The organism is Streptomyces sp. NRRL S-350 (assembly GCF_000719705.1).
Classification (GTDB): Bacteria; Actinomycetota; Actinomycetes; order Streptomycetales; family Streptomycetaceae; genus Kitasatospora.
The window spans coordinates 1-12,829 of record NZ_JOHO01000107.1 but is presented as its reverse complement, the minus strand read 5'-3'; the positions used below and the strand labels follow the sequence as shown (position 1 = coordinate 12,829).

Annotated in this window: 14 protein-coding genes; 11 read left to right on the top strand and 3 right to left on the bottom strand. The window is 70.6% G+C overall.

Annotated features, from left to right (window positions below; all coding sequences use genetic code 11):
- The first annotated feature begins 237 nt into the window (after positions 1–237).
- From IF30_RS0138915 to IF30_RS0138880, 8 genes are all read left to right on the top strand, one after another.
- The gene (locus IF30_RS0138915) at positions 238–732 is read left to right on the top strand and encodes a hypothetical protein (RefSeq protein WP_051712196.1); all 495 of its coding nucleotides are present in this window, start codon (positions 238–240) and stop codon (positions 730–732) included.
- A complete protein-coding gene (locus IF30_RS0138910) occupies positions 725–1,171 on the top strand; it encodes a hypothetical protein (RefSeq protein WP_030247576.1) in 447 nt (148 codons plus the stop codon). The genes IF30_RS0138915 and IF30_RS0138910 overlap by 8 nt, the downstream gene beginning before the upstream one ends.
- 260 nt (positions 1,172–1,431) lie before the next feature.
- Positions 1,432–2,748 carry a helix-turn-helix domain-containing protein gene (locus IF30_RS0138905; protein WP_051712194.1) on the top strand — a complete coding sequence of 439 codons (1,317 nt, stop codon included), beginning with the start codon at positions 1,432–1,434 and terminating at the stop codon, positions 2,746–2,748.
- A 102-nt stretch (positions 2,749–2,850) separates the two neighbouring features.
- Complete coding sequence (locus tag IF30_RS0138900; RefSeq protein WP_030247572.1) at positions 2,851–3,057, top strand: hypothetical protein; 207 nt, start codon at positions 2,851–2,853, stop codon at positions 3,055–3,057.
- Positions 3,058–3,144: 87 nt separating this feature from the next.
- Complete coding sequence (locus tag IF30_RS44355) at positions 3,145–3,858, top strand: hypothetical protein (protein ID WP_158835909.1); 714 nt, start codon at positions 3,145–3,147, stop codon at positions 3,856–3,858.
- 2 nt (positions 3,859–3,860) lie between these two features.
- Positions 3,861–5,165 carry a UDP-N-acetylglucosamine 1-carboxyvinyltransferase gene (locus IF30_RS0138890; protein WP_030247568.1) on the top strand — a complete coding sequence of 435 codons (1,305 nt, stop codon included), beginning with the start codon at positions 3,861–3,863 and terminating at the stop codon, positions 5,163–5,165.
- A complete protein-coding gene (locus IF30_RS0138885; RefSeq protein WP_030247566.1) occupies positions 5,162–6,199 on the top strand; it encodes a serine hydrolase domain-containing protein in 1,038 nt (345 codons plus the stop codon). The genes IF30_RS0138890 and IF30_RS0138885 overlap by 4 nt, the downstream gene beginning before the upstream one ends.
- A 13-nt stretch (positions 6,200–6,212) precedes the next feature.
- Complete coding sequence (locus IF30_RS0138880; protein WP_051712192.1) at positions 6,213–7,256, top strand: UDP-N-acetylmuramate dehydrogenase; 1,044 nt, start codon at positions 6,213–6,215, stop codon at positions 7,254–7,256.
- Between the two features lie 43 nt (positions 7,257–7,299).
- Here the strand turns inward: IF30_RS0138880 and IF30_RS0138875 are convergent, their stop codons facing one another.
- A complete protein-coding gene (locus IF30_RS0138875; protein ID WP_234323012.1) occupies positions 7,300–7,941 on the bottom strand; it encodes a nucleotidyltransferase family protein in 642 nt (213 codons plus the stop codon).
- A gap of 480 nt (positions 7,942–8,421) precedes the next feature.
- Here IF30_RS0138875 and IF30_RS48915 point away from each other — a divergent pair, with 480 nt between their 5' ends.
- The 3 genes from IF30_RS48915 to IF30_RS0138865 are packed head-to-tail and all read left to right on the top strand — an operon-like array spanning position 8,422 to position 9,867.
- Positions 8,422–9,168, top strand: a complete 747-nt coding sequence (locus IF30_RS48915) for a hypothetical protein (protein ID WP_234323011.1) — start codon at positions 8,422–8,424, stop codon at positions 9,166–9,168.
- 7 nt (positions 9,169–9,175) lie between these two features.
- On the top strand, positions 9,176–9,541 hold the full coding sequence (locus IF30_RS50000; protein WP_051712189.1) for a tyrosine-type recombinase/integrase: 366 nt from the start codon (positions 9,176–9,178) through the stop codon (positions 9,539–9,541).
- Positions 9,538–9,867, top strand: coding sequence for a helix-turn-helix domain-containing protein (locus tag IF30_RS0138865; RefSeq protein ID WP_030247563.1), 330 nt, complete (start codon positions 9,538–9,540; stop codon positions 9,865–9,867). The genes IF30_RS50000 and IF30_RS0138865 overlap by 4 nt, the downstream gene beginning before the upstream one ends.
- A gap of 1,847 nt (positions 9,868–11,714) precedes the next feature.
- Here the strand turns inward: IF30_RS0138865 and IF30_RS0138855 are convergent.
- Together IF30_RS0138855 and IF30_RS42690 are read right to left on the bottom strand one after the other, a co-directional pair.
- Positions 11,715–11,906, bottom strand: coding sequence for a hypothetical protein (locus IF30_RS0138855; RefSeq protein WP_158835906.1), 192 nt, complete (start codon positions 11,904–11,906; stop codon positions 11,715–11,717).
- 434 nt (positions 11,907–12,340) lie between these two features.
- Positions 12,341–12,829, bottom strand: a 489-nt coding sequence (locus IF30_RS42690) for a DJ-1/PfpI family protein (RefSeq protein ID WP_037902779.1), incomplete at its 5' end; no start/stop codon positions are given.

The window sequence follows — 12,829 nt, the reverse complement described above, 5'->3', positions numbered from 1 at the left end:
ACCGCAAGCCGGCGCCCCGCCACGACGTGGGCAAGACCGTCAAACGCGAACCCACGCTCCAGGCCCACCTCGCCGCGCGAGGTTAAAGATCAAGCTCAGATGCGACACCACCGAGCCGCCCCTGCACCCGGCGGGCAAGGGCACCGTACGGGGCAGCGACGGATCCGAGCACAGCTTCGATCCGGTGTTCTGCACGGCCCACCTGGGAACCGAATTGGCGCCGAGGGAGGCAGCCGAGTGATCGCGCACATCGTCACCGCGGCCGAGCGGCAGCGCGCCGCCGGGCAGTGGCTCGCCTGCGCGGCCCCGGTGCCCGCCCTGGCCTTCGACGGCTGGAGGAACGAGGGCCTCGCCCTGCTGCCCTCCGGTGTCCTGTTCGCCGTCGTACCGGTCCCGGCCGCCGAGGTACACGCGGCGGCGCGGACCGACCAGCCCCGGCAGGTGGACCGCTACCTCAGCCGCGTCCTCGGCGGCCCGGTGTTCTGCTACGACTCGCACGACGCCTACTACGCGATGGTGCCGGCCACCACCGCGCGGGGCTGGAACCTCTCGGACGTGCCCTGCCTCGGCCCGGGCCGGACCGTTGCGGTACCGCGGCCGGGCCTGACCCGTGACGACGGAGCGCGCGCCTTCTGGTCCGTACAAATGGACTCGCCCGCGCTGCTGTGCGAGCCCGCCCTCGTTGCCCACCTCATTCTGGCCGGCCGGCGCCGCGGAGCGACCTGTGGCTAGGCCGCCGATCGACATCGACGTGGCCGCCGTCCTGCGCACGGTCGATCAGGCGGACGCCCTGGCCGCCCGGGCCCTCGCCGGAGGGGAACTCGCGGGCCTCGAGCTGGACGCCCTGTACGCGCTGTACGAGGAACTGACCGGTCACCTCCTGCTGTTGCTCGCCGGAACCGAGGAGCGGTACCGGCACCTGGTGCCCCGAACCCGCATGCGAGTCGTGGTGAGTGATGCGCTGCGGCTCGGCGGCGGCCTGGTTGCCGCACCGCTGCGGCTCGGCGTGCTCGACATCGTCGCAATGGCACCGATCTGCCGCCTGCTCCTCGTACTGCACCAAGGCAAGGACGCCTTCGCCCGGTATGCGGGAGCTCACCCGTTGGTCTGGGCGACGCAGGAGGCGGAGGACGGCCAGGACGAGGTCCCCGCCCCGGCAAGTGAGCGGTGATCGAGCCCCGGGACCAGCACGCCGCGGCGGCTGAACACGCGCCTCGACGAGAGCAGGCTCGCGGCGCGTGACCGCACGACGGACGACGTGCACTTCACGCGGATGACCGACGGCCTCGGTTGGCCTGTCGGCGGGCACGCGTCCTGAGGCCTGGCTGCCCGGGGCGACGCAGTGCCCACGGGTGTTCTGGTCCCGGGGCCCGGCGTTCCGGCGGGACTCCCCTACCGGCCTGCCGCTACCTACGAGCCCGGGAGGGAACGGTGACTGACGGCAACATCACGTTCGGCAGGTTCGTATCGCTGCGCCGCTCGGAGTTGGGCTGGACGCAGTTGCGCCTGGCAACCGAGCTCGACCGCAGCGAGGACTGGATGTCTCAGGTCGAGCGGGATGTCCAGCAGGTCCACGACGTGCAGCTCTTACGGCGTCTGGCCTCGGCCCTGGGCGTCGAGATCGAGAAGTTGATGGCCTTGCCGCAACCGGCCGCGAAGAGGCCGAGATCACCGCGACGTCGTGTCAGCTCAGCTACGCTGGCGACGACTTCCGGTCCCGAGGAGGACGATGTGCGTCGCCGCCCGTTCCTGACCCTGGCGGTGGCCGCCCTCGTCTCGGCGCCCGCCGGTCAGCAGGTCGCGCACGCCGAGGCGGCGTCGCCGCTATCCGGTCTGGAGGACCTGCTGTTGTATGGGCCAGCGCGGATCCCGACTCCCCGCCACGAGCCGGCCCTGGAGTCCGTCACCGCTTCACTGGTCTCCTCGCGTCAGGAGTTCAAGGCGGCCAGGTACGACGTCCTTGCCGAGGCCCTGCCCGGACGACTCGTGGCTGCAGACCTGGTCGGCACGGCGGAGCAGAGGGCCTGCCATGTCGCCCAGCTCTACAACATCGCCGTCAGGTTGAGCATCAAGATCGGTGACAACAACCTGGTTGCCGTGACCTCGGACCGCGCGCTGACCGCCGCCCGCATGGGCGGCGACCCGCTGATCACCGCCGAGGCCGAGCGGATGGTCTCCAGTTCATGGCGCCGCCAGGGCAGTCTGGCTCGGGCGACCGACATCGTGGTGGTCGCTGCCGAGAATCTGCTCGCAGAGACCTCGGTGCCCGAGGCCGCCCGCCTGGCCACCCGCGGCGACCTCTATGCCACCGCCGCGTACACCGCGGCGAAGTCCGGCGATCGGTCCTTCGCGCACGCCCTCATCAAGGAGGCCGCCGACAGCGCTGCTGCAGCAAGTCGGGCCTCCGGCCGGGCGGACGGCGTCCAGGGAGTCGCCCTGCACGAGTTGTCGGTGCACCACGAACTCGGCGACGCCGGCCGGGCGATCGAGCTGGCCAGGACGGTCGATCCGTCGGCGCTTCCGACTGCCGAGCGGCAGGCCAGGTTCTTCACGGACGTAGCCCGTGCGTTCGACCAGTGGGGCAAGCATGAGCACTGTTACCGGGCCCTGCTCGCCGCCGAGGAAGCGGCTCCGCAGGAGGTCCGTCGGGGCTCTGTCCGTGACCTCGCCGTCGGCCTACTGAGGTACGACCGCAAACTTCCGGGCGTGCGGGACTTCGCCGCCCGCGCTGGCGTACAGGTCATCTGACCCGTAGTCGGGCTACGGCCCGTAGTCCGACTACGGATCACGGCATCGAGCCGGCAGTTCACTGGGACAGCCAACCCGTCCCACGCTGCGGAGGATCCGGCCATGCCGACGTCCAGCACCTCCCCGTTCCCGGCCGCCCCCCGGCACGCCGCACCACCGGACCGTGACCGGCTCGGCACCCTTCTGACCGCGTCCTGGGCCGCCCTGCACGTGCCCGTGCTCGTCCTGCTGGGCCTCGCTGTCCAGCACCAGCACGACGCCCGGCCCGAGGTCGCGGCGGCTGCCGCCCCGGACCTGCCCACCCCGTAAGCACCCGGGCCTCACCAGCCGCCCTCTTCCACTCGCTCGCCGCCGAGAGGAGACCCAGCCATGCACCGGCTGCCCGAAACTCCCACGATGAGCGCCGAGTTGGCGCGCATCGACTACCGCACCACGCCCGAGTACTACATCGACACCGAGCAGGTCACCGACCCCGTCGTCACGTGCCTGCTGAGCAGCTGCCCGACCGTCTTCGGGGTCAAGAAGGCCATCGCCGACCTGCTGACCGGACGGTCGGGCATCAAGCTGCCGGAAGCGGCCGGGGTCATCGAGCCCGGCGCCGTCGTCCGCGGCGAGGTGACCGTGGCAGCCGGCGCCGTCATCGCGGAGGGCGCGGTCGTCACGGGCCCGGTGCTGGTGTGCTCCGGCGCGGTGATCGACGCCGGGGCCCGCGTCCGGGACCACTCCGTCATCGGTCCCGACTGCCGGATCGGGTGGGGCGCCGAGGTCACCCGCTCGCTGCTGACCGGCGGCGTCTTCATGAAGCACACCAGCTTCGTCGGCGACTCCGTCCTCGGCCTGGGCGTCAACATCGGCGCGTTCGTGTCCACCACCGGCCTGCGCGTCACCAGCGGGCCGGTCGTCGAGCCGGCCACCGAGGAGATCTGCGCTCACCTCGACGGCTGTCGCATCGCCACCGGCCAGACCAAGTTCGGCGCGGTGATCGGCGACGGAGTGATCGTCCCCGCCGGCACTGTCCTCCAGCCCGCGACCCTCATCGGCGCACACACCACCCTCTACCCCCGAACCCAGATCGGCGGGTTCTTCCCCGCCGGAAGCCAGGGAAGGTGACAATGACCGCCACCACGACCACCGACCGGCTCGCCCTGCGGATCACCGGCGGCCACCCGCTGCACGGCACGGCTACGGTCCAGGGCAGCAAGAACATCGCCCTGCACCTGTATGCCGCTGCGATCCTCGCCGACCAGCCGCTCACGCTCACCGGCGCCCCGGCAATCCTCGACATCGGCGTGTGCGCGGAGATCCTCCACCGCACCGGCACCCGCGCAACCATCACCGACGGTGAGTTCGAGACCCGGCCGGCGGACTCCTACTTCCCGGTCATCCCGGACGACCTCGGACGGCGCATCCGCACCACCGCGGTGATGGCCGCGGCCCTGCTCACGCGCACCGGCAAGGTCACCTTCCCCCTGCCAGGCGGCGACGCCTTCTGTGCCCGCTACATCGATCTGCACCTGGCTGCCATGGAAGCCGCCGGCGCCGAGGTCGAGGTCGGCCGGGGCCGGGTGCGCGCCCGCTTCACGGGAACGAAGCGGCTGCCGTTCATCACCAATGTCAGCACCAGGAAGTGGGGCCCGAGCCTGGGAGCGACGGTCACCGCGATGCTGCTGGCCGCCCGCGTCTCCGGCACCTCGTCGGTCCTCGGACCGAGCATCGAGCCCGAGGTCACCGTCACTGCCGGCCTGCTCGCCCGCTCCGGCGTCGGCATCACCTGGCAGGGCGCGGAGGCCCTGCACGTCACCGGCACCGACCGCATCGCCGGCGGCGTCTTCCCCGTGCCGCCCGACCGGCTGGAGGCCGCCACGCTGGCGCTCGCCGGCGCGATCACCCGAGGGACCGTCCACCTCGACGCCTTCCCGCTCGGCGACTTCCCGACAGGCCTGGTGTCGGTCTTCGCCGACGCCGGGATCCTCCTCACCGCCGAACGCGGCGGAACGACGGTCACCGTACCAGCCGGGCTGCGCGCGGTGGAGATGGAGACCGGCCCGCACCCGGGCTACCCGACCGACGTCCAACCCCAGCTGACCGCCGTCCTCACCCAGGCCTCCGGGACGTCCCGGATCGACGAGCGGATCTATATCCGCCGCGACAGCCACCTCGCCGCTCTACGGAAGTTCGGCGCGGACGTCAACGCGCAGGACCAGGTGATCACCGTCGAGGGACCGTCCCGGCTGGCTGCCGCTGACGTGGAGGGCGAGGACATCCGCGCCGTGACCGCGCTCGTGCTCGCCGCCCTGGCGGCCGAGGGCACCTCTACGATCCGGGGCATGTACCACCTCCGGCGCGGCTACGGTGACCTGCTGCCCAAACTCGCTGCACTCGGAGCTCCTCTGACAATCGACCAGGAGACGCCATGACCAGCACCCGACCGTGGAACGCGGACACCATTGCCGAACTGCGCCAGTGCCTCGATCTGCTGGCCGACGACGGCGCCCTGCCCGGCGGCGTCATCGCCTACGGCACCCGGGACAGCCGGCCCGGGTTCGCCGCCTCCGGCATCGTCGCACCCGAGTGCGGGGACGCCCGGCCCGGCCCGGACACGGTCTACGACGCCGCGTCGCTGACCAAGGTGCTGGCCACCTGGCCGCTGGTCGGCCTCGCCGACGGCATCACCGTGGACACGCCGGTGCGCAATCTGCTGCCCGGTGTGCAGGACCAAGCACCCGGCGGAAAGGTGACGGTCGAACAGATCCTCGCGCACACCTCCGGTCTGCGGGCCGAGACCCGCCTCGACCAGTACCGGGGGCGCACCGAGCCCCTGGCCGAGCTGATCTGCGGCGAACCGCTCATCGCCGAACCCGGCGCCGGCCACCGGTACATCAACCGCGGATTCATCCTTCTCGGCCTCGCGCTAGCCCACCTCCACGGCCGCCGCCTGGACCAGCTCGCCGCCGACCTCTGGCAGTCCCTCGGCATGACGCACACCACCTACGGCCCCGTCGGCCGGTCCGCCGATGTCGCCCCGACCGAGCAGCGTCTCCCCGGCGGCCCGCGCCTGTGGGGCACTCCGCACGACGACAACGCCACCCTGCTCGGCGGCGTCGCCGGCCACGCCGGGGTGTTCACCACCCCGGCCGACCTGGCCACCTTCGCCAGCGGGCTTCTCGCTGCGTACGCCGACGGGAGCAGCGGGCTGGGCGCCTGGCTCCGAACCAGCATGGAGCCGAAGGCCGAGATCGAACCCGGCCTCCACCGAGGCCTGGCGTGGATCCTCACCGACGGCGGCCGGATCGCCTACCACCACGGTTTCACCGGCACCAGCCTCTACCTCGCCCCCGCCACCGGCCGCTACCTGGCCATTTGCACCAACGCCGTCTACCACCACCAGGACAACCGCACCCGCCTCGCCCCGCTGCGCAACCTCGCCCTCAAGGCCGTCACCGCCGATTGAGAGGACCCTTGCTGTGCCCCAGGCAACGCTCGCATCGCTGACCACCCTCCGGCTCGGCGGGCCCGCCGGGACCGTCCTTCACCTCTCAGACCCGGCTGACTGGCACGACGCCGCCCGCGCGATCGGCGCGAGGGAGCAGGACGGCCCCGTCGTCCTGGGGCACGGCAGCAACGTGATCGCCGCAGACGCCGGGCATCCCGGCACCGTCGTCGTCATGAACACCCATGGGATCACCGTGGAGAAGCTCGACGACACCAGGGTGGCCGTCACCGTCCAGGCCGGCCACCCGCTCGCCGATCTCGTCCAGTGGGCCGCCGCTGAGCGGCTCGCCGGCATCGAGTGTCTGGCCGGGATACCCGGCACCGTCGGCGCAGCCCCGGTCCAGAACGCCGGCGCGTACGGCCGGCAGATCGCCGACGCGCTACACGGAGTCACGGTCTGGGACTGGGGCATGGGCTGCGTGAGGACCTTCCCGGCCCAGGCCTGCCGCCTGCGCTACCGCAACAGCCGCTTCAAGCAGACCCCCGGCCGCTGGACCATCCTCACGACCACGCTCCACCTCACCCGCGCCCCGGCGGCCGGGATCACCTACCGCCCGCTCGCCGACGAACTCGGCGTCCCCATCGGCGCGCGCCCAACCGTCCCGGAGGTCACCGCGGCCGTCCTCGCCAACCGGCGCCACCGCGGTCTCCTCCTCGACCCGAGCGGCCCGGACGCCCGGCAAGCCGGATCGGTCTTCCTCAACCCTCGCATCACCACGACCCAGGCCACGCTCTGGTCCGACCTCGGCTGTCCCGTCCACCGCGACAGCAACGGCGAACTCCGTGCCGGCGCCAGCTGGCTCCTGGAACACGTCGGCTGCCGGCCCGGCCAGGTAGTCGCCGAAGGCGTGCGCTGCTCGCAACGCCGGACCCTCACGGTCACTGCTCACGGGGACGCCACTGCTGCCGGGTTCCACCAGGCGCTCACCCACCTCGCCGCCCAGGTAGCGACCACGACCGGCATCACGCTCCAGCCCGAACCGACACGCATAGGCCTGTGGACTGCCAAATCATGAGGCCCGGCGCATTCGGCCGTTCCCGACCACCTCCGCGCTGCTACTAGGCGGAAGCCGTCGGCTCCGCCCAGGGCAGCTTCGTCAGCTGCGGCCACTCCGCCATCCACCGCTCCGCCTTGGCGTCGTACACCGCCTGCGGCGCCACGGTCAGCGGGTTCGGCCGCAGCACCAGCCGGAACAGGTCCGCGAAGCCGTGCGTCGAGTGCACGTCCAACTTGCTTGCGGAGTCGAGGCTCAGCCCGACGCAGCAGCTGGTCGCGGCGAACGAGCTGATCGCGTGCGGCAGATCCCGGTACGGAGCGATCTCCTTGCCCCACTTCTCCGGGTACCACAGGTGCACGCGGGCCTGGTTCCTCGGCTCCAGCTCGACGCCCAGGTCCTCGACGGCCGCCAAGCAGCGCTTGATCACCAGGTCCTCAGCCTCCCACGAGGTGTCCTCGTCGAAGAAGAACAGGTCGTGGTCACGAATCCCGGCCTGCAGGTCCTCCCGGCCGGCCACCGCGTTCCACACCGTCTGGAACAGCGAGCCCGCCGTCAGGTACCACGGCGGCAGGCCGTCCAACGCGGCCAATCGCTCCAGCACCGTCCGAACCGACTCGTTCCGCAGCACGATCGACGCGAACACCGCCGCCTGCTCCTCGTACGGAGCATGCTCTGCCAGTCGCTGCAGGCTCTCCGGGGTCACACACGCAGAGGGGTTGTCACGGACAACCGCGTAGTCCAAGAACACCCGTCAGCCCCTGCCACATAAGGCTCGTTGATCGCATTACGAACCGCCGCTCCCGCCAACCGGGTTGGTCCTCACTCGCACTATCGACTCTCGCTCCGAACGACGACCGGCGACACCATCTCACCTTGGCCTTCGGGACAGTCCGCATCGGCGAGCGGATCTTCAGCCAGCGCGACATCGCGCTGCCGACGCACCGGGGCGCTCAATCGTCTTCGAGCAATGTTGCGGTATGCGCACCACGAGGCCGGCGGTGTTACCCCCGGCCAGCAGAACGTGCGTTGCCCGGTTGGGTCGAGTTGTATTACGACCCGTCAGCTCCGGGCACGAGTTGGCCTGCGATTCCCTCGATTATGGCGCAACTGCTGCACCAGTGTTGCATGCTACGCATCACCACGTGGAAGGTGAGGCCCCTGCATCGGATACGGAGGGTGACGGATGGGCCGAAGTTCCGCAGGGGGATCGGTAGCTGTTCCGGGCGTCGCGACGCTGCACGTGCTGCCGGGCGTGGCGATGCTCCGCCCGAAGGCGGCCGTCTTCGAGAAGACGCTGCTGGGCTTCGCGGACCATCAGCGGGCCCGCAGGCTGTCCTGGGACACGGTCAACACCAGGGCTCGTATCGCGCGCCAGGTCCAGGCGATGTCCGACGGGTACCCGTGGGAATCGGCCTGGGACAGGCGGCTGTTCGACCGGTGGTCGGCGATGCTCGCGGACACCGTCGCGACGTCGACGATGCGAAAGTATCAGAACGACCTTGCGCTCTATCTGAGTTACCTGAGCGATCCGGCCTACGAGTGGCCGCAGATGCGCCTGAGCACCTTCGGGATGTTCACCGGCTTCGCGCTGAGGGATCTGAACGCGGCCCGGCACGCGCAGGAGTACATCGGCCAGCTCAGTGGCAACCGGCCGTTGACGAGAGCAGAGGTGAAGTCCTTCTTCGGACAGATGAACCCGGAGATCAAGCGTCTGCGCGAACAGGGCCACAAGGGAGCACTCGCCGCGACCGGGGACCTGGCGATGTTCACGACGATGTACGGCTGGGGTCTGCGACGCAGGGAGACGGCCCGACTGGAGACCCACGACTGGCGGCGTCAGGCGAAGCTGCCCGAGTTCGGGGACTACGCGGGCCTGGCGGTCCGCTGGGGGAAGGCCGGCGCCGGACAGCCTCCAAGCGCTGGATGGTGATCTCGGTATGGCCATGGGCGGTCCGAACGTCCGGCCAAGGTTCGGCTGCGAGGACCACCCCGCGCTGTGGGTGACCGAGCGGGGCGGCCGGATCAAGCCGGCGGAGATCAACGCCCGGTTCGTTGCCTACCGCGACGCCCTGAAGCTGCCGAAGGAGTTCGTCGTCCATTCCGTCCGCCACAGCTACGTCACGCATCTGACCGAGGATGGGGTCGACCGGCGCTTTATCCAATCCCAAGTCGGACACGAATGTGACAGCTCCACGGCCGTATACACCCACGTCAGCAGCGACTTCATGAACACGGCCTTGCTCAAGGCCCTCACCCCCGCGCTGGCCGGGGAGCACACGACAACGGGGAAGGACCGTCGATGACGGGCAAGCTCGACTACCAGTGGCACCTGCGGCAGGTCATGGCGACGCGCGGTATGTTCTCCACCACCGACATCACCCCGCTGCTGGCTGAGCGCGGCATCGAACTGTCCTCCAGTCAGGTCTACCGGCTCGTCGTCGAACGCCCTGAACGTCTGAGCCTGAAAATCCTGACGGCCCTGCTGGACATCCTGGACTGCACGATGGACGACCTCATCGAGCCGGTGGCCGTGGCCGGAACCACCTTGAAGCGGAGCGCGGTTGGTTCCGACGCGGGTGTCGGATCATTGCGTCCGAAGCGGGCCCGCATCGCCCCGGTGAACGAGTGATGTCCCCGCCGGACCCGGTCCGTGATCCGGCGGGAACCGTCGTGGGCCTGATCACGACGGCCGATGCCGGTCTCGACCGGGACACCGTCCTGCGGATCGTCGAGCAGACCGGCGGCGGACGCGCCAAGCGCCGCAGACTCGCGGCGGCCCTGGTCGAGAACCCCTCGGTTCTCACGTCCGGCCGGTCACCCGCTCCGAAGAGTATCGGTGACCTCCTTCTCGCGTTGCGGGCGGCCGGGGCTGCCGGGATCGCGCTGCCACGGTGCGCGGAGTGCGACCGCGAGGTCACCTCGATGCAGCGACGCGCGGAACACTGGTACTGCCCACCGTGCTTCGTCCGTCCTCAGCAGTGCTCTGCCTGCAGCCACGAACGGCAAGTCGCCTTCCGCGATCGCCTCGGCCGGCCGCGCTGCGGCCAGTGCCCGGACCAGGACGACCCCGACCCGGCATCCACGCTGGTCGACCTGATCACCGGGATCGCCCCGGGCCTGTCGGTCCAAACGGTCTCGCTGGCGCTGGGGACGGTCGTTACCAAGCCCGCCCACCTGCACAAACTCGCCTGGATTCTGCGCGATGCCCCGGAATTGCTCACTGGGGACGGTGCGAAGGCCCCCGTCCCGATGCTGCTGAGGCTCGTCGACACCCTGGTCGACGCGGGCGCCACCACGATCCGGCGGCCGCCGTGCCCCAGCTGCTGCCGCGTCGTGCCGCTCACGAAACAGCGCGACGGGATGAGGATCTGCCGCACCTGTTACGCGCGCGCCCGCACTGTCGCCTGCTTCCGGTGCGGGGCACTCCGCGAGCCGGCAGCCTGTGACGCGCAGGGCCGGCCCCTATGTCCGTACTGCCTGATTAGCGACCCGGACAACCTCGAAGAGTGTCTCCAGTGCGGGCGTCGCCAACGCGTCAGCACACGCACGGCCGACGGCCCGCTGTGTCCGAACTGCCGACCACAGCGCATCCTGACCTGCACCATCTGCGCGAGAACCGTCCCCTGCCTCATCGCCAAGGCAACCGGTCAGCCGTGGTGCCCGGCCTGCGCTCGGCTTCACGCGACGTGCTCAGCCTGCGGCCGCATGGACATCGTCCCCGGCGGCACGCGTCAAGCGCCGCTCTGCGGCACGAGCGGACGGCTCACCTCTGGCGCCTGCGCCCGCTGCCACCTCCACGAAAGGCTCCGCAGCATGCTGCACGACAGCACTGGCTGCCCGCGCCCCGAACTGGAGTCACTGCACCGGGCTCTGGCCGGCACCGACCGGCCCGCAATCGCGCTCGGTTGGCTGTCCCGCCCAGCCGTCGGGACCCTCTTGACCCGCCTCGCCACGGGCGACAGCTCCCTGACGCACTCTGCGCTCGACGACCTTCCACCGAGCAAGACCCTGACCCATCTACGAAGCGTCCTGGTCGCCACCGGCGGCCTGCCCCGACAGGACGAGCACCTCGCCCAGCTCGAACGATGGACGACTCTGAAGATCGCCGCACGTCCTGACCCGGAGGAACGGAAGATCCTTCACCAGTACGGCACATGGCATGTGGTGCGTCGCATTCGCCAACGGTCTTGCGAGGCGACGACCGCAAACCAGCCAGCTGTCGCCAGGCACCGCCTGAGTGCGGCGACGAGCTTCCTGGACTGGCTTGCCGAGCACGACCTCACCCTCGTGACAGCCGGGCAAGGCGACCTGGATCAGTTGGCCGCCGCGACAACCACCAACGGCTCCGCCAACACTGGGCACTTCATCCGCTGGGCCAAAGGCCGAAAGCTGACCCGGCTCGACCTGCCCGCACTGCGTTGGACCGGCCCAATGAGCGCGATCGACACCGAGGCCCGGTGGGAACAGGCACGCTGGCTACTGGGCGACAGTGCCCTCAAACCCGAGGACCGAGTCGCCGGGCTCCTGGTCCCCCTCTACGCCCAGCGCCCCGCGGCGATCAGTCGCCTCACTCTCGACCACGTGCACCGCGAAGACCAGCATGTTCGGCTCCAGCTCGGGAGCGCGCCGGGGGTACTGCCCGACCCCCTCGCCAACCTCGTCCTCCACGTGGTCGCAGACCGCCGGGGGCACGCGTCACTCGGCGCCCCCGACACGTCACCGTGGCTCTTCCCCGGCGGACGGCCAGGACACCCGATCAGTTCGTTCCGGCTTGCCGAACGACTCCGCGCGCCATCGGCGTGTTCCCCGGCCAGTCGCTCTCTGCGGCCCTGTTCCAACTCGCCGGGGAACTCCCGGCCGCACTGCTCGCACGGATGCTCGGAATCCACATCAGTGTCGCCGTCAGGTGGCAGCGAGCCGCCGCCGGCGACTGGGCCGCCGACGTCAGCCGACGGGCAGCAGTACGGACCGCAAAGTACATTTCTGACGCCATGCTCGACCTGCACCGGCGTGGCCGCGCGACCGTCCGCGCCCCATGGTCGTGCTTCCGGTTCAACGTGGTGCGGCACTGGGCTCGGGGGCGTTCGCCGCAGCGGCGGTGGTCAGGTTGTCAGGCGGGTCAGGAGCGCGGGATGGTCTACCAGGGCCGATTCCAGCATGGCCCGGGCATGGGGCTTGAAGAAGTCGAGGTCGACGGACCGCCAGTCGATGCCGCCCAGGGGTGGCTGGGGGTCGTACTCGATGAAGAGCTGGACGGTGCGGGCGGTCTGCTCGCCCGCGAGGCGTTCGACCAGGTGGAGGGCCATGTCGATACCGGCCGACACTCCGGCGGCGGTGAGGACGGGGCCGTCCTGGACCCAGCGTTCGGCGACGGGCGTCGCGCCGAACTTGGCCAGCAGGTCGCGGAATTCCCAGTGGGTGGTGGCCTGACGGCCGTCGAGCAGGCCGGCGGCCCCCAGGATCAGGGAGCCAGTGCACACCGAGCCGACGACCTCAGCCGTCCGCGCGGCCTGGCGGATCCAGCTCAGCAGGGGCTCGTTGGCCAGGGCGGCGAGGGTCGGCTCGGTCCCGCCGGGCACGATCAGCGCGAA

Coding starts and splice junctions, on each gene's coding strand:
- IF30_RS0138900 (WP_030247572.1), top strand. CDS start 2,851: ATGCCGACGTCCAGCACCTCCCCGTTCCCGGCCGCCCCCCGGCACGCC.
- IF30_RS44355 (WP_158835909.1), top strand. CDS start 3,145: ATGAGCGCCGAGTTGGCGCGCATCGACTACCGCACCACGCCCGAGTAC.
- IF30_RS0138890 (WP_030247568.1), top strand. CDS start 3,861: ATGACCGCCACCACGACCACCGACCGGCTCGCCCTGCGGATCACCGGC.
- IF30_RS0138885 (WP_030247566.1), top strand. CDS start 5,162: ATGACCAGCACCCGACCGTGGAACGCGGACACCATTGCCGAACTGCGC.
- IF30_RS48915 (WP_234323011.1), top strand. CDS start 8,422: ATGGGCCGAAGTTCCGCAGGGGGATCGGTAGCTGTTCCGGGCGTCGCG.
- IF30_RS50000 (WP_051712189.1), top strand. CDS start 9,176: ATGGCCATGGGCGGTCCGAACGTCCGGCCAAGGTTCGGCTGCGAGGAC.
- IF30_RS0138865 (WP_030247563.1), top strand. CDS start 9,538: ATGACGGGCAAGCTCGACTACCAGTGGCACCTGCGGCAGGTCATGGCG.